This is a genomic window from Arthrobacter sp. Alg241-R88 (genome assembly GCF_900537115.1).
GTDB lineage: Bacteria > Actinomycetota > Actinomycetes > Actinomycetales > Micrococcaceae > Arthrobacter.
The window spans coordinates 192,749-215,121 of sequence record NZ_UNRG01000003.1; the positions used below are offsets into that span (position 1 = coordinate 192,749).

The window sequence follows — 22,373 nt, forward strand, 5'->3', positions numbered from 1 at the left end:
CCTGGACGGCTGCCCTGCCTGCCTTCCTGGGCTTTGCCAGCCTAACCGCACCCATCCGCCTGCCATGTCGGTGCAGGAGGGTAGGCTGGGTTTTACCCGGGATTCGAAGCGAATTTCGGGTTTTCGCGTTGCCTGCGATCCACTGAACACCACAGGAGCTTCTGCCATGAGCCTTCCCGGCCCATCCACCGCCGGCCATTCCAGCGCAGGCCCGTCGCTGGACGGACTGCGCCGCGCCCTCGCCCCGGACCAGACCTTTGCCCGCGTCCGGGCCGAGGCCGCCCGCGGCTTCGACGTCCGGGGCCAGGACTACCAGATCAGTGCACCGGCAGGGCTCCGTCCCGTGCTGCTGGCCGAAATGGCGGACGGCATTGCGGCCGCTGCCGAAGGGGCTGGCGACAAAGGGCACGACGGCGGCGGGCAGGGCGTGGTGCTGGCCGTCACCGCTACCGGCCGGGAGGCAGAGGACCTGGCCGCCGCGCTTCGGGCCTACCTCCCCACGGACGCCGTGGCAGAGTTCCCCAGCTGGGAAACACTCCCGCACGAACGGCTCTCCCCGCGCTCGGACACCGTGGGCCGCCGCCTCTCCGTGCTGCGCCGCCTTGCGCACCCGGAAACCTCGACGGCGGGGCCGCTCCGTGTGGTGGTGGCGCCGGTCCGCGCCGTGGTCCAGCCCGTGGTGGCCGGCCTGGGTGAGCTGGTTCCGGTCACGCTGAAGGTGGGCCAGGAGATGCCCTTCACCGAAGTGGTGCGGAGCCTGGCAGACGCCGCATACGCCCGCGTGGACATGGTGACGCACCGTGGGGAGTTCGCGGTCCGCGGCGGCATCATTGACGTCTTTCCACCCACGGAGGACCACCCCATCCGGGTTGAATTCTTCGGTGACGAAGTGGACCAGATGCGCTGGTTCGCGGTCGCCGACCAGCGCTCGCTATCCTCACCCGGACTCCACCACCCCACGGAGCTGCACGCCCCGCCCTGCCGGGAGATCCTCATCACCCCTTCAGTGATGTCGCGGGCGGCCACCCTCAAATCCCAGCTTCCGGCCGCGGCGGACATGCTGGAAAAGATTGCCGGCGGCATCACCGTGGAGGGCATGGAGTCCCTGGCCCCGGTGCTGGTGGACTCGATGGTTCCTTTTGTGGAGCAGCTGCCTGCGGGTTCCATTTCTGTGATCATCGAGCCGGAGAAGGTCCGTACCCGCGCCCATGACCTCGCTGCCACCAATGAGGAATTCCTTGAGGCTGCCTGGTCCACCGCCTCCGACGGCGGAACTGCCCCGTTGGATCTGAGCTCGCAGGCAAGTGCTGCGCTCCATTCCGCCAGCTTCCGGTCATTGACCGAAACGCGCAGCTCCTCCCTGGAGCACCGGGTTTCCTGGTGGTCCATCACCTCGCTCGCCCAGGACGAGGAACTGCTGCCCGAGATCGACGTCCTGAACCTGCATGCGCGGGAGCCGCGGGGCTACCAGGGCGACGTGGCGGAGATGATGGACTTCATCGGCTCCCACGTCCGCGACCAGTGGCGGATTGTTGTGGCCACCGAAGGTCCCGGGCCCGCGCAGCGGCTGGCGGAGCTGTTCCATGAGAACGACATTCCGTGTGCCCGCGTTGACAGCCTGGACCACGAGCCCCAGGCGGGCATCATCGAAGTGACCACTGCCGCCGTCGGACGCGGTTTTGTCCTGGACGGGCTGAAGCTGGGCCTGCTGACGGAAGCGGACCTGCTGGGCCGGACGTCGGCCGGATCCACCAAGGACATGCGCCGCATGCCGTCCAAGCGCCGCAACGCGGTGGATCCGCTGCAGCTGGTGGCGGGGGACCACGTGGTGCATGAGCAGCACGGCATTGGACGTTTTGTCGAGTTGATCCAGCGAAAAGTCGCCGGCGGTGGCGACGGTGTGCGCGAGTACCTGGTCCTGGAATACGCCCCTTCCAAGCGCGGCGCGCCGGGAGACCGGCTGTTCGTCCCCACCGACCAGCTGGACCAGGTGACGCGGTATGTTGGCGGCGACACCCCCGTGCTGAGCAAGATGGGCGGTGCCGACTGGGCGAGCACCAAGTCCAAGGCCCGGAAAGCCGTCAAGGAGATCGCCGGCGAACTGATCCGGCTGTACTCGGCGCGGATGGCATCGCGCGGACACGCTTTTGGGCCGGACACTCCATGGCAGCGCGAACTCGAGGAAGCCTTCCCCTACGTGGAGACGCCGGACCAGCTGACCACCATCAACGAGGTCAAGGCGGACATGGAACGTGAGATCCCCATGGACCGGCTGGTTTCCGGCGACGTGGGCTACGGCAAGACGGAGATCGCCGTGCGCGCGGCCTTCAAGGCGGTTCAGGACGGCAAACAGGTGGCGGTGCTCGTCCCCACCACCCTGCTGGCCCAGCAGCACTATGAAACCTTCACCGAGCGGTTTTCAGGGTTCCCCCTGCGCGTGAAGCCCTTGTCCCGCTTCCAGGCGGGCAAGGAGGCGAAGGAGACGGCGGAGGGCGTCAAGAACGGGACGGTTGACGTCGTCATCGGTACCCACCGCCTGCTGTCCAAGGACTTTGAATTCAAGGACCTGGGCCTGGTGATTGTGGACGAGGAGCAGCGCTTCGGTGTGGAGCACAAGGAAGCGCTCAAGAAGATGCGCACCAACGTGGACGTGCTGGCCATGAGCGCCACCCCCATTCCCCGCACGCTGGAGATGTCCCTTACCGGGATCCGGGAGACGTCCACGCTGGCCACGCCGCCCGAGGAACGCCACCCCGTCCTGACGTACGTTGGCCCGTACACGGACAAGCAGGCTTCCGCTGCCATCCGGCGCGAACTGATGCGCGAAGGCCAGGTGTTCCTGGTCCACAACCGGGTGTCCACCATTGAGCGCACCGCGGCCAAGATCCGTGAACTGGTGCCGGAAGCGCGGGTGGAGGTGGCCCACGGCCAGATGTCCGAAAGCCGCCTGGAACAGATCATTGTGGACTTCTGGGAGAAGCGGTTTGACGTGCTGGTGTGCACCACCATCATCGAAACCGGCCTGGACATCTCCAACGCCAACACCCTGATCGTGGACGGCGCGGACAAGTATGGGCTGTCCCAGCTGCACCAGCTCCGTGGCCGCGTGGGGCGCGGCCGTGAACGCGCCTACGCCTACTTCCTCTACCCCTCGGAGAAGCCGCTGGGCGAGGTGGCGCTCGAACGGCTTAAGGCCGTCGCCACACACAACGAGCTCGGCGCGGGCATGCAGCTGGCCATGAAGGACCTGGAAATCCGCGGTGCCGGCAACCTGCTGGGCGGCGAGCAGTCCGGGCACATCCAGGGCGTGGGCTTCGACCTTTACATCCGCCTGGTGGGCGAGGCGGTGGCGGACTTCCGCGGCGAGGCTGAGGAGAAGGCCGCCGAAATGAAGATCGAACTCCCGGTCAATGCCCACCTGCCGCATGACTACGTGCCGGGGGAGCGGCTGCGCCTGGAGGCCTACCGAAAGCTCGCGTCGGCGCTCACCAACGAGGCCATCGACGAAGTCCTGGCCGAGCTCGTGGACCGGTACGGCGAGCCGCCGCTGCCTGCCCAGAACCTTGTGTCCGTGGCCCGCTTCCGCGTCGGTGCCCGGGAAGCCGGATTGTCGGACGTGGCCCTGCAGGGCAACTTCATCAAGTTCTCGCCCGCCACCCTTCCGGAGTCCAAGGTCATGCGCCTGAACCGGATGTACCCGGGGTCCCAGTCCAAGCCTGCCCTCGATGCCGTGCTGATTCCCAAACCAAAGACCGCCAAGATCGGCGGCCGGGACCTGCAGGACGCGGAAATCCTCGAATGGGCCAACGGCGTCATCCGGAACATCTTCTCGGACGCCCCCCTGGCCGCTCCGGCAGTAAGCGGGTAGGCCTTGATGGGAGGACACCACGCCGCGTCGGGAGCCGCGGCGTGGGTAGCTATTGCCTCAACAGGGCCGTACACGCTCGGTTGGTACCCGCTGGACGCCACCGGGATCCTGATCGGCGGGATGGCGACGGCGGGAACGGCCCTGGTGTGCGACTGGGACCACCGGCACAGCACCGTGGCGAATTCCCTGCCGCCGCTGTCCAATGTGATCGCCGTCGGGATTGAGAACGCCAGCGGCGGGCACCGGCAGGGCACCCACTCCGTGCTCGGGGCGGCATTCTTTGTGCTGCTGGCCACCCTGGCCGGGCAGTTCCAGCTGCAGACGGACTGGGGACTGCTGTCCGTGGGCGCGGGGCTGCTGTGCATGTTTATGATCAACATCGCGGCCAAGGCGCTCAAGCTTTTCCCCAGATCCGGGTTCCTCACCAACTGGATCTTCGGGCTGGTGATGGCCGGACTCGTCACGTGGTTCGCGCCGGACCAGTGGACGTGGCTTCCTGTCTCGATGCTGACCGGCGTGGTGGTCCATATCGTCGGTGACCTGATTACCACCGGAGGCGTGCCGCTGCTGTGGCCGATCGTCATCCGCCCGCCCAAGCCGCTGCGCAAAGTGCCGCTGCTGCGCCAGGTCTGGCGTCCCAACGGCTCGCTCTCCCTGCCGTTGCTGGGCCGTGCAGGATCAAAGCGTGAATGGCTGCTGCTGATCCCGGTCAGTGCCTACGCGATGGTGGGACTGTGCGTGGCCGGCTGGGCGATAGCGCGGACCCACTGGACTACAGTGGCGGCAGCTGCTGAGGCCTGGACCCGCATCTGGTTCTAGGTACGCAGAAACCCCCGGGACAGAGGTCCCGGGGGTTTCGTTGGCTTGCTGCCCAACTGGGTAGCACTAAGTGTCGCTATGAGCGTTCAAAACGACAGTTACTGCTACTTACTTGGGATCAGTGCTCGCCGGCTGAATCGGAGCGGCCCAGGATGGTCTGCGGGATCCAGTAGGTCAGGCCGAAGAGCCCGATGCAGACGGCCATCGGCCACGGGTTCTCGAGCGTGAGGAAGGACAGCGAGTAGATCGCGCCCAGGAACAAGGCCATGCAGACCACAAAGAGAATGACGCTGGTGGCAAGCTTGTTCTCATTCTGCGGGGTCTGGAGCGACCCTTCGTGAGACGCGGGGCCCTGGTTGGAAGCCGTGATCTTGCTGGACATTCATTCCTCCTTGGCCGCGGGGGCCTCAATCTGTGGCGACTCCGGCTGCTGTCAGTAGGAGGATGAACCCTGTTCACCCTTGACGATGGCAATTCCGGAGCTGGCACCAATACGTGTTGCACCTGCAGCAATCATAGCCTGCGCGTCCTCGAGGGAACGCACACCGCCGGAGGCCTTCACACCGAGGTCGGGGCCCACAGTACGGCGCATCAGGGCGATGTCCTCCGCGGTGGCACCTCCTCCGTTGAAGCCTGTTGAGGTCTTCACGAAATCGGCCCCGGCCTCCACTGCGGCCTCACAGGCAAGAACCTTCCGGGCGTCGTCGAGCAGCGCTGTTTCGATGATGACCTTGAGGATCGCGCCGCTGGCGTGGACAGCCTCCGCCACCGCAGAGATGTCCTCAACCAGGGCACCCTTGTCCCCGGCCCTTGCGGCAGCAATGTTGATGACCATGTCCACCTCGTCAGCACCATCCAGCACCGCGCCGCGGGCTTCAAAGGTCTTGACGTCCGTGGGGGTGGCACCCAGCGGGAAGCCCACCACAGAACAGGTCAGGACGCCGGTCCCTTTGAGGGCTTTTTTGACTGTCTTCACCCAAATGGGGTTAACGCACACCGACTTGAAGTGGTATTCGGCCGCTTCCGCACAAACCTTGAGGACGTCAGCCTCTCCTGCCTCGGGTTTCAGCAGCGTGTGGTCGATGAAGGACGCGATGCTGCCGGAACCTGCGGCTGCAGTTTCAACGGAAGGGGTGGCTTCGTTGCTCATGATGGTCCTCTCCAGGGGCCCGTGGGCCGGGCGTTGTAACGCCCATGACTCGTTTCGGGAACCATCTTGTCACAACCGGAGCCACCCTCAGCGGGAAGCCCGGCCGGGTCCCGTCCTCTGTCAGGCAGCCGCCGGCAAAGAGGCAGGAGCAGAAGCCGTGAGCAGCTGGGTGGCGCAGGCGCCCGCCGCGGAGGCGGCAGCAACCAGCAGGCCCAGTCGGACGCCGTCGAACGCTGCCGCGTCACCGATGGCCCAGATTCCGGGGACGGAGGTCCGGAAGTCCTGGTTAATGACAATCCCGCCGGTGGGCGCAGTCCGCAGGCCGGCGCTGGCGGCGAGCCCGTCCCGGGACACCCGCTCCTCAGCCAGGACCACCAAGTCGCCGTACATGCTGCTGCCGTCCTCGAAGACCACACCGGACGCCGCGAAACCTGACGCTGTTGCACCGGGCATTACGGCGGCCGGCCGGGCAGTGGTGCGGATGGGGCGTACGCCCCTGGCCCGAAGCACTGCTTCAGCCTGGCCGGCAGCAGCACCTGTCCCCACGAGGATCCCCAGCGGGCGCCTGCCAAGTTCCCTCGTGACTTCACTGACGGCTTCGCCGATGCGGGCCGCGTCATCGATGGTGGAGTAGCTCAGGCAGCCGCTGGCGCCCTCCACCGGGCTGGCCACGGGTGCCGATCCGGTGGCGATGACCAGCTGGTCGTAGCTGAATTCCATGCCGTCCGCCGTGGCGACAGTCCGGTTCTCCGGGTCGATGTGGCTGGCCGGCTGGCCGAAGCGGACGGAGACCTGGGGGAGGAGCGCCAGCTCCAGCAGTTCCTCCGGGGTGTCGTCCCGGTTGCTCAGCACGGTGATGGTGCCGGTGAACCGGGCGCGGTCAAGCTGGCTGACGAGAGCCTGTGCGGCCGGACCAGCTCCCGCGATGACGATGCGGTTGGCGGGAGTAGTGGAGGTGGAGGGTGCCGGAGCGGACATGTGCTGGCCCTTTCGCTGGCGGCCGGTGAAACGGCCGGAACTTCGTGATGGAACCCAGCGTAGGCCGTTGCTTTTTCCGGCGTGTTTCCCTGCAGTTGCCGTTTAGCGGCCCTGTGTTCGCCAGTGTTTACCGGCCGGTAACAGAACCTGTGACGTGCTTCTCATCCGTCCGGGAACCGACACATTTGCCGCCGGCGCGCAGCTGGATGCAGTACAGGCTAGACCCGGATGCGGTAGCCCCGTTTGACCACCGTCTCCACCAGCCGTCCGTCCGGCAGTGAGGAACGGAGCCGGCTGACGGTCATGTCCAGGGCGTGGACGGAGCCACGCAGTTCCAGCAGTTCGGACAGCGATTCGCGGGACAGGACGGCACCCCCGGCGCCGAGCAGTGCCCGGAGCAGCAGCAGCGGGGCGGGGGCCAGTTCCACGGGCTGGCCGTCGATCCGGAGGCTGCGCCCACGCAGTTCGATGTTGCCGGACCTGGTATCCAGCCGCCGGACGTGGTTCAGGGCGAGGTGCTCACACACCAGCCGGATGAGCGCGCCCATCCGGAACCGTTCCGGAACCAGCGGCGTCACCCCGGCGTCGAGCAGGGGCTGCGCCGTGACCGGCCCCACGACGGCGGTAGTGACGTTGGTCTTCAGGCTTTCGATCAGCTGTTTGTATACGCCCATCTCGTGGGCGGTGCTCCACATGGCGTCCACGGCGGGTGCGCTGGTGAACGTCAGGACGTCCAGGTTGCCGCTGCACGCGGCCTCGATGAGCCGCGGAAGCCTGTCCTCGCCGTCGGGCTTCACCCAGCGGTAGGGCGTGACCGTCAGGACATTGGCGCCGGACATACGCAGCCGCTCCAGCTGCCGGACGTCGGTGTAGCCGTGCAGCTGGACGGCTACGGTCTTGCCACGGACGCCCTCGGTGAGCAGCATGTCCACCAGTGTCGCGGTGGTTTCGTCGCTGCTGATTCCGACGTCGGCAAGCCCTGCCGCGCGCACGGCGCCGCGGGCTTTGGGGCCGCGGACGAACATCCGGCAGGCACCCAGGGTTTCCAGCAGCTCGTCGCCGATCCCGAAGGAATCAGCGGCCTCGCACCACCGGCGCATGCCGTAAGCGGTAGTGGCGATGCAGAGGTCCGGCTTGGCCGCGATGATGGCCCTGGTGTCCTCGATGAGGCGCATGTCCTCCTGCACGGGAGCGATTTTCAGCGCGGGAGCATGCAGCACCTCCGCGCCGCGGCGTTCCAGGGCCTCAATCAGGTCTTGCGAGCGCCGGTGCGAGGTGACACCAATGCGGAAACCCTCCAGCGGAGCTTCTGTGGCGTCGGGCGCTTCTTCAACCTGCGGGGTTTCGGCCGGTGCAAGTGCAGTCATGGAGGTCAATCCTTTCACGAGCCCAGCAGCGAGGCCGCCAGCCTGTCCAGGTCGGCGGCGGCCTCAGCGTGCCCACGGTTGGCTTCCGCCACCCGAACCACCTCGCCGATGACCAGCACAGCCGGGTTGCTGCAGCCGGCGGCTGCGGTGGTGATGGTGCCAAGGTCCGCGATGGTGGTGCGCTGCCCGGGCCGGTAACCGCGTTCAACAACGGCCATGGGCATATCGGCGCGCATCCCGGCCCTGTGGAGTCCCGCCGCGAGCTGGTGGAGGGTGCCGATGCCCATCAGGACAACGATGGTCCCGCCCAGGCCGGCCAGGTGGCCGTGCTCCTTTTCGGTCAGCGGGGCGTGCCCGGAGACCACGGTGAACATGTGGCTTACTTCCCGGTGCGTAACCGGAATTCCGGCGGCCGCCGGAACGGAGATGGCACTCGTAACACCGGAGATAACGCGGACGGGCACCCCGGCGGCAACGCAGGAAGCGACTTCCTCGCCGCCGCGGCCAAAGACATAAGGGTCGCCGCCCTTGAGCCGGACCACGTTGTTGCCCGCGAGGGCGCTTTCCACCATCAGCTTTTCGATGTCGCCCTGGCTGACCTTGTGGTGCCCGGGTTTCTTGCCTACATCCACCAGTTCGGCCGAGGTCAGGGATGCCAGCTCCTGGCAGGGGGCGAGGCGGTCATAAAAGACGACGTCGGCGTCACGGAGGGCGTTGACGGCACCGACGGTGAGCAACTCGGCTGTTCCGGGGCCGCCACCCACGAGGGTGACGTGGCCAACGGGTCCGGCCGCCGGCTCGGCGGCGACCGGAATCCCGGTGTCCCGGCACCTGCCCAGCAGGGCCTCCCAGCCCGGCTGGCCGTCGTCGACCGCGGCGACCAGGAAGGGACGTTCGGGCAGCGGGCCATCGTGGCCGGCACCCTGCGGGGTGCTGAGGCGGTAGACGACGGCGCCGGCGGCTTCGTAGCGGCGGACCGCCTGGCGTGCGGCGTGGTCAGAGCCCGTGACCAGGACTTCGCGGCCGGTGAGATCAATGCTGAGCTGCATGCCTATACCTCGTTCTCGTCGCGGGGCCTCATGGGGATGGAAGCGCCGATCAGGACCTTGCCTTTTTCCTCCGGGGTTGCCGGGCGCATCTGGCCGCGCTCGTCCGGGACGAAGGTGATGGAATCGTCCTTCTGGTCCGGAGCGTTGACGAAGGAGCGGAACCGGCGCAGGCGCTCGGGGTCTTTAAGGGTGTCGGTCCACTCGTCGACGTAGGTATCGACGTGCTTGGCCATGGCCGCCTCAAGGTCCTCGGCGATGCCCAGGGTGTCCTTGACCACCACGTCCTCGACGTGTTTGATGCCGCCGTCGAGCTCTTCCTGCCAGCGGGCCGTGCGCTGCAGGCGGTCCGCGGTGCGGATGTAGTACATGAAGTAACGGTCGATGTACTTGATCAGCGTTTCGTCGTCCAGGTCCTTGGCCAGCAGCTGGGCGTGTGCCGGGGTGGCGCCGCCGTTGCCGCCGACGTACAGGTTCCAGCCGTCGGCGGTGGCGATGACGCCGACGTCCTTGCCTCGGGCCTCGGCGCATTCGCGGGCGCAGCCGGAGACACCCATTTTGAGTTTGTGCGGGCTGCGCAGGCCGCGGTACCGGAGTTCGAGCTGGATGGCCATGGCCACGGAATCCTGGACGCCGAAGCGGCACCAGGTGGACCCGACGCAGGACTTCACGGTGCGCAGGCTCTTGCCGTAGGCCTGGCCTGATTCGAAGCCGGCGTCCACCAGCTCCTTCCAGATCTCCGGGAGCTGCTCCAGCCGGGCGCCGAACATGTCGATCCGCTGGCCGCCGGTGATCTTGGTGTACAGGTTGTACTTCTCGGCGACGGCCGCGATGACGCCCAGCCTTTTGGGAGTGATCTCACCGCCGGCGATGCGGGGGACCACCGAGTAGGTGCCGTCCTTCTGCATGTTGGCCAGGGCGCGGTCGTTCGTGTCCTGAAGGGTGCCGCGGCCGGCGTCCAGGACGTACGCGCTGTTCTGGCTGGCCAGGATGTTGGCGATGGTCGGCTTGCAGATGTCGCAGCCCGCGCCGGTGCCGTACTTGGCCATGATCTCTTCGAACGAGGTCAGTTCCAGGACGCGGATGGCGTCGAACAGTTCCTGCCGGGACAGCTCGATGTGCTCGCACAGGGCCTTCGAAACCTCGACGCCGGACTTGGTCAGCTCGGTTTCCAGCAGCTTCTTCAGCATGGGCACGCAGGAACCGCACTGGGTGCCCGCCCGGGTGCAGCCCTTCAGCTCGCCCAGTTCCTGCACCGGGGCGTTGCCCTCGCAGGCACCGCAGCCGTTGATGGCGTCGCGGATGCTGCCGGCGGTGACGTTGTTGCAGGAGCAGAGGGTGGCGTCGTCAGGCAGTTCGGTTTCGGGAGCTTCGCCGCCGCCCGCGGCGCTGAGGAACGCACCCGGCTCGGCGGGAAGTTCGCGGCCCAGCAGCGGACGCAGGCTCATGTACGGTGAAGCGTCGCCCACGAAGATGCCGCCCAAGAGGGTCTTGGCATCGTCGGTGGTGACGATCTTCTGGTACACGCCGCGGGCAGGGTCGGCGTAGACAATTTCCAGGGCGTGCGCGGTCTTGGCGAAGGCATCACCGAAGCTGGCGACGTCCACGCCGGAGAGCTTCAGCTTCGTGGCGGTGTCAAAGCCGGGGAAGGTTGCGTCGCCGCCGTGGAGGCGGTCGGCCACGATCTCGGCCATGGTGTTGGCGGGGGCCACGAGGCCCAGGCACATGCCGCCGTAGTTTGCCACTTCTCCGATGGCCCAGATGCCGGGTACTTCCGTGGCGCAGTAGTCGTTGATGACCACGCCGCCGCGCGGGCCGAGGCTGAACAGCTGCTCCTCGCCTTCGGCCGCCCGGAACAGTTCGTCGCGCGGCCGGACGCCGATGGCGACGATGACGAGGTCTGCGTCGATGACGCGGCCGTCAGCCATCAGGACGCCGGTGACCTGTCCGTCGTCGTCCGACAAGACTTCCGACGGGAAGACGCCGCCGTGCACCTCGAAGCCCTTGGCCTTGATGAGCCGGCCCATTGCCTGGCCTGCGCCTTCGTCGAGCTGGGTGGCCATGAGCCACTGGGAACCGTCGATGACGATGGGGTTGGCCCCCAGCTGTTCCGTGCCGGCCGCGGACTCGAGCCCGAGAAGGCCGCCACCGATGGTGACAGCGTTGACCTTGCGGCCGAGCTTTTCGGTGAGTTCGGCAATGGCCTTGTTGATGGCCCAGACATCTTCCAGCGTGCGGTAGACGTGGGTGTGCTCGGCGCCGGGGATCGGCAGGCGGGCGGCATTCGAACCGGTCGCGACAACAAGTTCATCGTATTCGAAGACGTTGCCCGCCGCGGTCTCCACGGACTTGGCTTCGTGGTTGATTTTGACGACGCGCTCGCCGGTCTTCAGGGACATGGCCTCGTGGTCCCACATGCTCGCCTCGCCCAGGGTGAGGTCGTAGTCCATTTCCGTCAGGGCCTTGCTGAGTGCGACGCGGTCGTAGGGGAGGTGGGCTTCCTCAGTGAGGACCGTGACATGCCAGCCATCGAGGCCGCGGGCATGCATTGCGTCCGCAAAACGGTGGGCCGCGGGGCCGCCGCCGGCGACGACAATGCGGCGCGGAGTCTCTGTGCTTGAAGTCTGTTCGGTCACTGTGGGCCTTTCGCATGGGCCGCAGTGTGTTTCTGCAGCCTTCTCTGTCGAGCTGTCCATCCAGACTAGGGAGACGCAGTTTCGCTTCAGTTTCCCAATTGTTTCGTCAACTTAACTTCTGCATCACGAACGCGTTTCCGGCGGCGTGAGGTGTCTTTTACGCGCCGGACACATTCACTGCACCCCCTTGAAACACCGGGAGCCTAGCGTGGAACACGGCCGCAGAGGCAGCCAATCGCAAGGATTACACGCACAGGGAGAGGGGCCGACATGACGGCAACACTGGAACTTGGGGCACTCGCAGCCGGCATCGACGAGGCTGTAACCGGCGCCGACTGGCACCGCGTCTGCCTGGTGGATGACCTGGAACCCGCCTGGGGCGAAGCAGCCCTCATCGCGGGACGACAGATCGCACTCTTCCGCACCGGACCCAACGAAGTTTTCGCGGTGGCACACGAGGACCCGGCCACCGGCGCCCACGTGATGGCGCGGGGAATCCTTGGATCACGGGGCGCCCGTCCCACCATCGCTTCACCGCTGCACAAAGAGGTCTACGACCTGGAGACCGGCGAATGCTTCAGTACCCCGGGCCTGAGCCTTGCAACGTTCAGCACCCGGATCACCGACGGTTTCATCGAGATCGGGCTTTAACAGGTTTTAGCGCAGGGGCCCGGGGCTAGAGCCCCAGGGCCTCACTGACGTCCTGCAGCACCTCGTCCAGCGCTGCCCGCGCTGCCAGCCGGGCTTCCGGCAGTTCGGCCGCGGTACCTACGTGGTGAATCACTTCGAGGTAGCACTTGAGCTTGGGCTCGGTGCCGCTGGGCCGGATGATCACCCGGGTGAGGTCCCTTGTGAGGTAAAGGAGCCCGTCGGTGGGAGGAAGCTGCCCGCTGCCCTCCGCCAGGTCCGTGAAAACTTCCACCGCGGATGACCCGAAGGACTCCGGCGGGCTGACCCGGAGCCGGTTCATCATGGCGTCCAGGAGGCCCAGGTCCGCCACCCGGATGCTGAGCTGGTCGCTGGCGTGCAGGCCGTGCTGCAGGTACAGCTCGTCCAGGGTGTCAAAAACGGTCTTCCCGTCAGCCTTTGCGGCGGCCGCAAGTTCCGCGATCAGCACCGCCGCGGAGATGCCGTCCTTGTCCTTCACAACATCAGGCGCCACGCAGTAGCCCAGGGCTTCCTCATAGCCGTACAGCAGGCCGGGGACCCGCGAAATCCACTTGAATCCTGTCAACGTTTCTTCATGCGCGTAGCCTGCCGCCGCGGCGATCCGCGCCAGGAGCCGTGATGACACGATCGAATTCGCGAACACACCGTGGCTGTCCCGGCCGCTTTCATCACCGTCAGCTGCGGCCAGCCTCGCCGCGATGTGGGCTCCGAGGAGCGCGCCAACTTCGTCTCCGCGGAGCATCCGCCAGGCCCCGGTATCCGGATCCTTCGCCGCAACCGCAGCCCTGTCGGCGTCGGGATCATTGGCAATCACGATGTCCGCGGCAAGCCGTTCTGCCGTTTCGAGCGCCAGGTCCAGCGCTCCGGGTTCTTCCGGGTTCGGGAAACTGACGGTGGGAAAGTCCGGGTCCGGTTCTGCCTGCTCGGCCACAAGCGTAACGTCGGTGAAACCGGCAGCCTTCAGCACCGCCTTCGCGGTTTCGCCGCCCACACCGTGCATCGGCGTGAGAACGATGCGCAGGTCACGGGCGGGGAAGCGTTCCGGGAGGACCAATGCCGCGGTGGCCTGCTCGTAACCCGCGGCCAGGGACCCGTCGAGCACTGTCCAGCCGCTGGAGGCGAGGACAATGGACTCCACCGGTCCCACGGCGTTGATCCGGTCCGCGATCTGCTCGTCATAAGGCGCCACGATCTGCGCGCCGTTGCCGCTCTCCGTGACGGCATGGCGGCCCAGGTACACCTTGTAGCCGTTGTCCTGCGGCGGGTTGTGGCTGGCCGTGACCATCACGCCGCCGTCGCACTCCAGGGCCCGCACCGCGTAGGCCAGCAGGGGAGTGGGCAGCGCCGCCGGCATCAGGAATGTTTCTATTCCGGCCGCGGTAAAGATGGCGGCGGTTTCTTCAGCGAAGATATCCGAGTTGTACCGGGCGTCATAGCCGACGACGGCGCGCGGCCGGGTCCCCGGCGACGCTTCGCCTACTGCCTGGATGAGGAAGTCCGCCAGGCCGGCAGCGGCCCGGCGCACCACCACCCGGTTCATCCGGTTGGGTCCGGGGCCCAGCGCCGCCCGTAAGCCCGCGGTGCCGAACTGCAGTGTCCCGCGGAAGCTGTCCTCGAGTTCCTGCCGGGCCGCCGGGGCGCCTTCTCCAACGAGCCGGACGAGTTCCAGGAGGGAAGCCGAGGTTTCCGCATCCGGGTCCTGGGCAGCCCATTCGCGGGCTTCGGTCAGCAAGCGGGAATCGGCATCGGAGGACGTCATGGGCATAACGCTATCGTCATTGCTCCCTCACTTCGTGCAACGCGGGGTCGGATACCGCCCAAAAGGCGGCCCATATTGGGCCTGAAGTGACCCCGTGTTGGTGCTTCAGAGTTTCGCGATGATTTCGGCAAGGAGTTTGGAAATCCGCGGGCCTGCAGCCTGTCCTGACTCGAGGACTTCCTCGTGGCTGAGGGGCTGCGGGCTGATGCCGGCGGCAAGGTTGGTGACGAGCGAGATGCCGAAGACTTCCATCCCGGCGTGGCGTCCGGCGATGGCCTCCAAAGCCGTGGACATTCCCACCAGGTCGGCCCCGATGCGCTTGGCGTACTGCACCTCGGCCGGCGTCTCGTAGTGCGGGCCGGGGAACTGGGCGTAGACACCCTCCTCCAAGGTTGCATCCACTTCGCGGGCCAGTCCACGGATCCTGGCGGAGTAGAGATCTGTCAGGTCAACGAACGTGGCGCCCTCCAAAGGTGAGGCGGCGGTGAGGTTGATGTGATCGCTGATCAGCACTGGCGTCCCGGGGGCCCAGTTTTCGTTCAGCCCGCCGCAGCCATTGGTCAGTACCAGGGTGCTGCAGCCGGCAGCTGCCGCCGTCCTGATGCCGTGTACGACGGCACGGACGCCCTTGCCCTCGTAGTAGTGGGTCCGCGCGCCAAGGACCAGCGCCCGCTTGCCCTCCTTGGTGAGCACCGAGCGGATGGTGCCCACGTGCCCAACAACGGCGGGAGCGTGGAAGCCTGGGACCTCCTCGGCGGACAGGGTAGCGGTGGTTTCGCCGATGAGGTCGGCTGCCTCGGCCCAGCCGGAACCAAGCACGAGGGCGACGTCGTGGCTGTCCACGCCTGTTTCCTCGGCAATGTACTCGGCGGCGGCGCGTGCGGCAGCGAAGGGATCGGTCTTCAGGAAGTCTGTTGTACTCACTGGTACAAGCTATCCTGCCGCTCCGCGTGCGCCCACCCTTTGGCCGGATCCGCCAGAGACCGTTTTCTTTGGCGGTCCGGCTGCGGATGCGCGAGAATGATTGATTGTGACTACGCATCCAGATTTCAGCTCACCCCGGATCGCAATCCTGGGAGGTGGTCCCGGCGGATACGAAGCCGCCATGGTGGCCGCCTCGCTCGGAGCGCAGGTAACGATCATCGAACGTGCGGGGCTGGGCGGCTCAGCCGTGCTGACCGACGTCGTCCCGTCCAAGACGCTGATTGCCACGGCGGACCTGATGACCCGCGTCGCCGAGGCGGGGGAGCTGGGAGTGAAGTTCGACGTCGACGGCGGCGACTTTGTGCCCGTGATGCGCGCGGACCTCAAACACATCAATGACCGCCTCCTCAACCTGGCGCGCAGCCAGTCCAAGGACATCCACGACGGCCTGGTCCAGCAGGGCGTTCGCATCCTCGCCGGATCCGGGCGGCTTGTGGATGACCACACCATCGAGGTCCTCACGGCCGAGGGCACCGAGACGGTCGAGGCGGACACCATCCTCCTTGCGGTGGGCGCCCATCCGCGTGAGCTTGCCACCGCCCGCCCGGACGGCGACCGGATCCTGAACTGGACGCAGATTTACGACCTCGATGAGCTGCCCGAGGACCTGATCGTGGTGGGTTCGGGCGTGACCGGGGCCGAGTTTGCCTCCGCATACAACGGCCTGGGCTCCAAGGTCACACTCATTTCCAGCCGCGACCGGGTGCTCCCGGGCTCCGACGTGGACGCGGCAGTAGTGCTGGAGGAAGTGTTCGAGCGCCGCGGCGTCCGGGTCCTGTCCCGCTCCCGCGCGGAAACCGTGGAACGGACGGACGACGGCGTGGTGGTCACCCTCAGCGACGGCTCCAAGGTCACCGGCAGCCACTGCCTGCTGTGCCTGGGCTCCATTCCCAACACTGCCGGCATCGGACTCGAAGAGGCCGGCGTGGCGCTCAGCGAGAGCGGCCACATCAAGGTGGACGGTGTTTCCCGGACCTCTGCGCCCAACATCTACGCTGCGGGCGACTGCACGGGGGTGCTGCCGCTGGCCTCTGTGGCAGCCATGCAGGGACGCATCGCGGTGGCCCACTTCATGGGCGACACCGTCACCCCGCTTAAGCTGCACCAGGTGGCGTCCAATATCTTCACCTCGCCGGAGATTGCGAACGTTGGGGTGTCCGAGGCGGAGATCGACTCCGGCAAGTACCAGGGCGACGTGGTCAAGCTTTCCCTGCGCAGCAACGCCCGCGCCAAGATGCGCAACCACAAGGACGGCTTTGTGAAGATCTTCGCCCGAAAGGGTTCGGGCACAGTGATCGGAGGCGTTGTGGTGGGGCCGAACGCTTCCGAACTGATCTTCCCGATCTCCATCGCCGTCAAGCAAAAGCTGCACGTGGACGATGTTGCCAGCACTTTCACCGTGTACCCGTCCCTGACCGGATCCATTTCGGAGGCCGCGCGCCGCCTGCACGTGCACCTGTAGGCGGTGGAGCCCGCCGGCGGTTGAACTTGACCAAACCCAAGGTCAATCGCCCGCATCATCGTGTAGCGTGGCGGCATGACAACAGCCCTTGTACGTCCCCGCAGCGGCAAGATCATCGGCGGCGTCTGCGCTGCCCTTGCAGCCCGGTTCGGGCTCCCGAAATTCCTCGTCCGGCTGGGCTTCGTGATCTTCGGCCTGGTGGGGATCGGCGAACTGGTCTACATCGCGCTCTGGATTATCATTCCAAAGGCTCCTGCGTAAGCGCACAGGCTTCGACACGCTCAATCGCCGGCCGCCGGTCCGGCCCTGGGAGGTTAGGGGCGGCTGGGGAGGAAGTTGAGACCGCCTGAAAGTGTTTTTCGATCAGTCCCTTGATGTCCTCGTGGCAGCCGCCGCAGCCGGTGCCGGCCCGGGTTGCCTTGGACACCTCGGCCACGGTTGAGCAGCCTTCCTCCACCGCGCCCGCGATGACGGCCCCGCTGACGCCCGCACACCGGCAGACGGTGCCCTGCGGATCGGCCGCCGAGCCCGGGAGCTGGTCCGGCCCGTCGAGGCGGAGCAGCAGCGACCTGTCGGCGGGGAGTTCCGCGCCGCGTTCAAACAGGCCGACCAGCTCGGCCGCGGTCCGCGGCATGCCCACGGCCACGATGCCCTCCAGGACGCCGCCGCGGGTGGTCATCTTCACGTAGCGGCCGTGTTCCGGGTCCGCCCACTGGGCAATCTGCAGCCGGGGCCGGCCGTTGACGGCACCGGCCGTGAGGATCTCCTCGTCCCACGGTTCAGCAGTGTTGTCGCCGGCCACAGCCATGTTCATGCCCCGTGCCTTCAGGACAATGACGCCGGCCTGCTCGGCCGGCAATTCCGGCAACAGCTCTGCTGCCGCTGGGGCAGCGGACGCCAGGAGCGTGAGGTACTCGGCCAACCATTCGGCCTGGCGCCACCCGGGGCCGACCAAACCGGACGGGCCTTTGGCGTTCCGGCACCGCGCGCAGTCCGGATCGGGGCAACGGACTTCGGCGCAGTCGCCGACGGCGAAGATGTGCGGTTCGTGGTGTGCCCGCAGCCGGTGGTCCACCAGGATCCCGGCGGACGTGGACAGCCCGCAACCCTCTGCGAGTTCGGTGCGGGGACGGACGCCGCACGAGATGACCAGGAGGTCGCCGTCGATCGCGGAGCCGTCGTCAAGCAGCAGGGCCGAGAACCCGCCGTCGGCCCCGTTGTGCTCCACCCCTGTGGAGCGTGCGTTGCCGGCCATCCGGACGCCGCAGCGCCGGAGGCTGGCAGCCAGGACGGCGCCGCCGCCGCGGTCGATGTTCCGGCCCAGCGGGTGGGGCCCGTTGTGGACCACGGTGACGGTGGCGCCTTCTTCCGCCGCGGCCAGGGCCGTCTCAAGCCCGAGCACGCCGCCGCCCAGGACCACTACCCGTTTGCCGCCGTCCACAGCCTGGCGCAGCACCTCCGCATCACGGAGGTCGCGGAGCGCAGTAACTCCCGCGGGGAGGACCGGCGAGGTGGGATCCGGGTTGATGCCGGTCAGGTTGGGAATCACCGGACGCGAACCGGTGGCGAAAACCAGCCGGTCGTAGTGCGCCACGGCACCGTCGGACAGGAGGACCTGTTGCCTGGCACGGTCCACGCGGCGGACGCGTACGCCCAGCCGGACGTCCACGCCCTCTGCAGCCAGGGCGTCGGCGTCGGAAAGCGCCAGGGCGTCAGCGGTGGTCCGCCCTACGCCGAGGTCGGCAACCAGTACGCGGTTGTACGCGGCTTCCGCTTCCGCGCCCACCACGGTGAGGTTCAGGGAACCGCTGCGGACGGCAGGCAGGAGTTCATCAACAAGCCGGGCAGCCACCGGCCCGAATCCTACGATGACAACTTGCTCGCTCATGAGGCCTCCGTCGTTTGAAGCACGTTGGTTGAAACGGGTGTGGCAGCCGGCCGGACCCACACCTTGTTGAACTTAAATTCGGGCATTCCGGAGATGGGGTCCGTGGCGGCCTCGGTGAGGCGGTTTGCGCTCTCGAGCTCGGGGAAGTGGAACGGCAGGAAGACGGTATCCGGGCGGATTGCCGTGCTGAGCTCAGCCCGGCACAGAACCTCGCCGCGCTCATTGGCCACCGAGACGAGCACGCCTTCGGTGATGCCCATGGCCGCCGCAGCGGCCGGATGGAGCTGCAGCCTGGCCTCCGGCCGGGCCTCCAGCAGTTCAGCCACCCGGCGGGTCTGCGCGCCGGACTGGTAGTGCTCCAGGAGGCGGCCGGTGATGAGGGTCATGGTTTTCGCGCCCGGAGCTGTGGCATCCCCAACGGGGGTCCCGGCGGGAGTACGACGACGGCGGGGCGTCACCGGGGTCATCACGGCTTTGCCGTCGGCGTGGGCAAACTTGTTTTGGAATAGCCGTGGGGTTCCATTGCTGCCCGACGGATAGGGCCAGTAGGCCGCTTCACCGCGGTCCAGCATGGCGTAGTCGATGCCGGAGTAGTCTGCGAGTCCGCCGGCTGAAGCGAGCCGGAGTTCCTCGAACACCGTTTCCGGGTCTTCGCTGTACGTGGACGGGGCTTCGAGGGCTTCAGCCAGCCGTGCCATGATCCAGAGCTCGCTGCGGGCCCCGGCGGGCGGGGTGAGGGCACGGCGGCGGCGGAGGACACGGCCTTCGAGGTTGGTCAGCGTGCCCTCCTCCTCCGCCCATTGCAGCACGGGAAGAATGAGGTCTGCCTCGGCCGCGGTCTCGGACATAAAGAAGTCGCACACCATCAGGAAGTCCAGGCTGCGCAGGCCGTTGATGACGGCGTTGGCGTCGGGGGAGGCCACCACGATGTTGGAGGCGTGGACGAAAAGGCAGCGGACGCCGTCGGGCTTTCCCAGTGACTGAAGCAGCTGGACTGCCGGCAGGCCGGGCCCGGGGATCAGGTTTTCCGGAACGCCCCACACCTTGGCTACGTGGGCGCGGGCGGCGGGATCGGTGATCTTGCGGTAGCCGGGGAGCTGGTCCGCCTTTTGGCCGTGCTCCCGGCCGCCCTGGCCGTTGCCCTGGCCGGTGAGGGTGCCGTAGCCGCTGCGGGCCGATCCGGGCAGGCCGAGCAGGAGGCTGAGGTTGATGGCAGCCGTGGCGGTATCGGTGCCATCCACATGCTGCTCCACGCCACGGCCGGTGAGGATGTAGCTGCCGCCCTTTCGCGCACCCTCTGCGAGCCGGCGTGCGGTTTCGCGGATGAGTTCCGCGGGGACGCCGGTGATGGACTGCACCCGTTCCGGCCAGAAGGAGTTCACGCTGCGGGCCACGGCGCTGTAGCCCGAGGTACGTTCCTCGAGGTAGGTGGTGTCCACCAGGTTCTCGTGGATGACGACGTGGGAGATGCCCAGCAGGAGGGCGAGGTCGGTTCCCGGGAGGGGCTGGAGGTGGAGGCCGCCGCCGTCGGCTGTAAAGGCAGCCGTGGCTGAGCGGCGCGGATCCACCACGACCAGCCCGCCGGCGTCGCGCGTTCCCTTCAGGTGCTGGACGAAGGGCGGCATGGTTTCGGCCACGTTGGAACCCAGCATCAGGATGGTACTCGCGGTGTCCAGGGCGTCGAGCGGGAAGGGCAGGCCGCGGTCAACACCGAAGGCCCGCATCCCCGCGGCCGCAGCCGAGGACATGCAGAACCGTCCGTTGTAGTCGATGCGCGAGGTGCCCAGGGCGAGCCGGGCGAACTTGCCCAGCATGTAGGCCTTTTCGTTGGTGAGGCCGCCGCCGCCGAAAACGCCCACTGAGTCCCGCCCGTGGCGGGCGCGGGCGGCCTTAACGGCGGAGGCCGCAAGGTCCAGGGCATGGTCCCAGCTGATGGGGCGGTGGACGCCGTCGGCACCCTTCAGGAGGGGCTCGGTAATCCGGCCCGGGTGGTTCAAAAGGGCGGCGGAGGTCCAGCCTTTGCGGCAGAGGCCGCCGCGGTTGGTGGGAAAGTCCCGGCCGCTCACCTCGAGGGGTGCCTGGCCGGGGGTCCCAAGGCCGGGCCTCCCGGCTGCCGGCGGTGCTGACACGGGGACTGACCCCGGCTGGGAAGCCGGGGCCAGTGCCGCTGGAGACGTGAGCGTCATGGCGCACTGCAGGGCGCAGTAAGGGCAGTGCGTGTCGGCGCTTTTGGTCATGTTAGACGTGTCCCATCGCATTTCGGTTGGCGTTGCGGATGTAGAAGGCCCAGCAGACAACCAGCATCAGGACGTAGGCCCCGACGAATCCGTAGAAGGCCGGTGTGTAGGATCCGCTGGCGGTGTTGGAGGCATTCAGTACCTGTGGAATCACAAAGCCGCCGTACGCGCCGATGGCCGAGATGAGGCCGAGGGCGGAGGACGCGAGCCGCTGGGTCTGCACGGTGCTGGCTCCGGTCTTCGCGGCACGGCTGGAGGTGGCGAAGATGATGGGGATCATCCGGTAGGTTGCGCCGTTGCCGAAGCCGCTGGCGGTGAAGAGCATCAGGAAGAGGACCAGGAAGAGCCAGAAGTTCTTCAGCGGCAGGGTCCAGATCATGGTGAGGGTGATGATGGCCATGGAAGCGAAAGCAGTCACGGTCATGCGTGCGCCGCCCATCCTGTCGGCCATGCGTCCGCCATACGGCCGTGCCAGGGAGCCGACCAGCGGGCCGAGGAAGGCCAGCGAGAGTGCCACGGTGCCTACTCCGATGGAGGAGAAGGCCGGGAAGTAGTCCTTGATGAGCTTGGGAAACACACCGGCGAAGCCGATGAAGGAGCCGAAGGTTCCGATGTACAGCAGGGCCATGATCCACAGGTGCGGTTCCTTCAGTGCAGCCACTGAACCGGCGATGTCGCCCTTGGCGCTGGTGAGGTTGTCCATGAACTTCCAGGCGCCGAAGGCTGCCACCAGGATGAACGGCACCCACATCCAGCCGGCCATGGGCAGGTTGACGGTGCCTACGGCCAGCAGGGTGATCACGATCGGGACAGCGAGCTGTGCGACGGCGGCACCCATGTTGCCGCCGGCGGCGTTCAGGCCCAGCGCCCATCCCTTTTCCCGTGCAGGATAGAAGAAGGTGATGTTGGCCATGGAGCTGGCGAAGTTTCCGCCGCCGAAGCCGGCAAGGGCCGCCACGAGCAGCATGACGCCGAACGGGGTTTCCGGGTTGGAGACGCACAGCGCCAGGCCGATTGAGGGGATCAGGAGGAGCAGGGCGGAAACGATGGTCCAGTTGCGGCCGCCGAAGCGGGGGACCATAAAGGTGTAGGGGATGCGCAGGGTTGCGCCCACCAGGCTGGGCATGGAGATCAGCCAGAAAATTTCGGAAGTGGAGAAGTTGAAGCCTGCTGCGGGCAGCTGGACCACCACGATGGACCAGAGCTGCCATACAACGAAACCGAGGAACTCGGCGAAGATTGACCAGTTGAGGTTGCGGCGCGCAATGGTGCGGCCTGCGGATTCCCACTGTTGCTTGTTCTCGGCATCCCAGTTGGCGATCCAGCGGCCGGGGCGGAATTCAAGGGCGGGTGCGTCTGTGGTGCGGGTAGAGCCGGGCTGTGCGCTGGCGGATGCGGGGGTTCCGGGCCTTGCGGCTTCGTCCAGATCAAGGGAATTGCCGGGGCCGGCATCAGCGGTGCGGTCAACAGTCACGGGGTACCTCCTTCGGGGGGATGTTGTTCCTCCAAG

Annotated in this window: 16 protein-coding genes; 5 read left to right on the forward strand and 11 right to left on the reverse strand. The window is 67.0% G+C overall.

Annotation, left to right across the window (positions count from 1 at the left end):
- Nucleotides 1-166 precede the first annotated feature (166 nt).
- Together mfd and G6R19_RS09505 are read left to right on the forward strand one after the other, a co-directional pair.
- Entirely contained in the window at nt 167-3,868 is a 3,702-nt protein-coding gene (gene mfd, locus G6R19_RS09500) for a transcription-repair coupling factor (RefSeq protein ID WP_163164313.1), read from the forward strand.
- A gap of 6 nt (nt 3,869-3,874) precedes the next feature.
- On the forward strand, nt 3,875-4,687 hold the full coding sequence (locus G6R19_RS09505; protein WP_163164314.1) for a metal-dependent hydrolase: 813 nt from the start codon (nt 3,875-3,877) through the stop codon (nt 4,685-4,687).
- 118 nt (nt 4,688-4,805) lie between these two features.
- On the opposite strand, the gene G6R19_RS09510 is transcribed toward G6R19_RS09505, so the two are convergent.
- The 6 genes from G6R19_RS09510 to nirB all read right to left on the reverse strand — a co-directional run bounded on the left by G6R19_RS09510 (nt 4,806) and on the right by nirB (nt 11,864).
- Nucleotides 4,806-5,069, reverse strand: coding sequence for a hypothetical protein (locus G6R19_RS09510; protein WP_163164315.1), 264 nt, complete (start codon nt 5,067-5,069; stop codon nt 4,806-4,808).
- Nucleotides 5,070-5,120: 51 nt separating this feature from the next.
- Entirely contained in the window at nt 5,121-5,837 is a 717-nt protein-coding gene (deoC, locus tag G6R19_RS09515; RefSeq protein ID WP_163164316.1) for a deoxyribose-phosphate aldolase, read from the reverse strand.
- A 120-nt stretch (nt 5,838-5,957) separates the two neighbouring features.
- Nucleotides 5,958-6,815 (reverse strand): FAD-dependent oxidoreductase, encoded by an 858-nt coding sequence (locus tag G6R19_RS09520; protein WP_163164317.1) that lies wholly within the window; start codon nt 6,813-6,815, stop codon nt 5,958-5,960.
- Between the two features lie 218 nt (nt 6,816-7,033).
- Nucleotides 7,034-8,182: a uroporphyrinogen-III synthase gene (locus G6R19_RS09525; protein ID WP_163164318.1), complete on the reverse strand. Its 1,149-nt coding sequence runs from the start codon at nt 8,180-8,182 to the stop codon at nt 7,034-7,036.
- 14 nt (nt 8,183-8,196) lie between these two features.
- Nucleotides 8,197-9,231, reverse strand: coding sequence for a uroporphyrinogen-III C-methyltransferase (gene cobA, locus G6R19_RS09530; protein WP_163164319.1), 1,035 nt, complete (start codon nt 9,229-9,231; stop codon nt 8,197-8,199).
- 2 nt (nt 9,232-9,233) lie between these two features.
- Nucleotides 9,234-11,864: a nitrite reductase large subunit NirB gene (gene nirB, locus G6R19_RS09535; protein ID WP_163164320.1), complete on the reverse strand. Its 2,631-nt coding sequence runs from the start codon at nt 11,862-11,864 to the stop codon at nt 9,234-9,236.
- A 270-nt stretch (nt 11,865-12,134) separates the two neighbouring features.
- Between nirB and nirD the strand changes: the two genes are divergently transcribed.
- Nucleotides 12,135-12,515, forward strand: a complete 381-nt coding sequence (gene nirD, locus G6R19_RS09540) for a nitrite reductase small subunit NirD (RefSeq protein WP_163164321.1) — start codon at nt 12,135-12,137, stop codon at nt 12,513-12,515.
- Nucleotides 12,516-12,540: 25 nt separating this feature from the next.
- On the opposite strand, the gene G6R19_RS09545 is transcribed toward nirD, so the two are convergent.
- Both G6R19_RS09545 and G6R19_RS09550 read right to left on the reverse strand, forming a co-directional pair.
- Nucleotides 12,541-14,292: a phospho-sugar mutase gene (locus G6R19_RS09545; RefSeq protein WP_205484354.1), complete on the reverse strand. Its 1,752-nt coding sequence runs from the start codon at nt 14,290-14,292 to the stop codon at nt 12,541-12,543.
- Nucleotides 14,293-14,397: 105 nt separating this feature from the next.
- A complete protein-coding gene (locus G6R19_RS09550) occupies nt 14,398-15,216 on the reverse strand; it encodes a purine-nucleoside phosphorylase (RefSeq protein WP_163164323.1) in 819 nt (272 codons plus the stop codon).
- Nucleotides 15,217-15,322: 106 nt separating this feature from the next.
- Between G6R19_RS09550 and G6R19_RS09555 the strand changes: the two genes are divergently transcribed.
- Nucleotides 15,323-16,738, forward strand: a complete 1,416-nt coding sequence (locus G6R19_RS09555; protein ID WP_163164324.1) for an NAD(P)H-quinone dehydrogenase — start codon at nt 15,323-15,325, stop codon at nt 16,736-16,738.
- A 75-nt stretch (nt 16,739-16,813) separates the two neighbouring features.
- Entirely contained in the window at nt 16,814-16,999 is a 186-nt protein-coding gene (locus G6R19_RS09560) for a PspC domain-containing protein (RefSeq protein WP_163164325.1), read from the forward strand.
- Here the strand turns inward: G6R19_RS09560 and G6R19_RS09565 are convergent.
- Genes G6R19_RS09565 through G6R19_RS09575 form a run of 3 tightly spaced genes read right to left on the reverse strand, consistent with a single transcriptional unit; the run spans nt 16,977 to nt 22,337 of the window.
- On the reverse strand, nt 16,977-18,626 hold the full coding sequence (locus G6R19_RS09565; protein ID WP_240341820.1) for an FAD-dependent oxidoreductase: 1,650 nt from the start codon (nt 18,624-18,626) through the stop codon (nt 16,977-16,979). The two genes, G6R19_RS09560 and G6R19_RS09565, sit on opposite strands and share 23 nt — an antisense overlap.
- Complete coding sequence (locus G6R19_RS09570; RefSeq protein WP_163164326.1) at nt 18,623-20,863, reverse strand: molybdopterin oxidoreductase family protein; 2,241 nt, start codon at nt 20,861-20,863, stop codon at nt 18,623-18,625. Before G6R19_RS09570 ends, G6R19_RS09565 begins: the two co-directional genes overlap by 4 nt.
- A gap of 1 nt (nt 20,864) precedes the next feature.
- Nucleotides 20,865-22,337 (reverse strand): MFS transporter, encoded by a 1,473-nt coding sequence (locus G6R19_RS09575; protein ID WP_163164327.1) that lies wholly within the window; start codon nt 22,335-22,337, stop codon nt 20,865-20,867.
- Between the last annotated feature and the right edge of the window lie 36 nt (nt 22,338-22,373).

Bases quoted from the DNA above. Each gene is read 5' to 3' on its own strand.
- G6R19_RS09570 (WP_163164326.1), bottom strand. From the start codon at position 20,863: ATGACCAAAAGCGCCGACACGCACTGCCCTTACTGCGCCCTGCAGTGC.
- G6R19_RS09510 (WP_163164315.1), bottom strand. From the start codon at position 5,069: ATGTCCAGCAAGATCACGGCTTCCAACCAGGGCCCCGCGTCTCACGAA.
- G6R19_RS09525 (WP_163164318.1), bottom strand. From the start codon at position 8,182: ATGACTGCACTTGCACCGGCCGAAACCCCGCAGGTTGAAGAAGCGCCC.
- G6R19_RS09545 (WP_205484354.1), bottom strand. From the start codon at position 14,292: ATGACGTCCTCCGATGCCGATTCCCGCTTGCTGACCGAAGCCCGCGAA.
- deoC (WP_163164316.1), bottom strand. From the start codon at position 5,837: ATGAGCAACGAAGCCACCCCTTCCGTTGAAACTGCAGCCGCAGGTTCC.
- G6R19_RS09560 (WP_163164325.1), top strand. From the start codon at position 16,814: ATGACAACAGCCCTTGTACGTCCCCGCAGCGGCAAGATCATCGGCGGC.
- nirD (WP_163164321.1), top strand. From the start codon at position 12,135: ATGACGGCAACACTGGAACTTGGGGCACTCGCAGCCGGCATCGACGAG.
- G6R19_RS09565 (WP_240341820.1), bottom strand. From the start codon at position 18,626: ATGAGCGAGCAAGTTGTCATCGTAGGATTCGGGCCGGTGGCTGCCCGG.
- cobA (WP_163164319.1), bottom strand. From the start codon at position 9,231: ATGCAGCTCAGCATTGATCTCACCGGCCGCGAAGTCCTGGTCACGGGC.
- G6R19_RS09505 (WP_163164314.1), top strand. From the start codon at position 3,875: ATGGGAGGACACCACGCCGCGTCGGGAGCCGCGGCGTGGGTAGCTATT.
- G6R19_RS09520 (WP_163164317.1), bottom strand. From the start codon at position 6,815: ATGTCCGCTCCGGCACCCTCCACCTCCACTACTCCCGCCAACCGCATC.
- mfd (WP_163164313.1), top strand. From the start codon at position 167: ATGAGCCTTCCCGGCCCATCCACCGCCGGCCATTCCAGCGCAGGCCCG.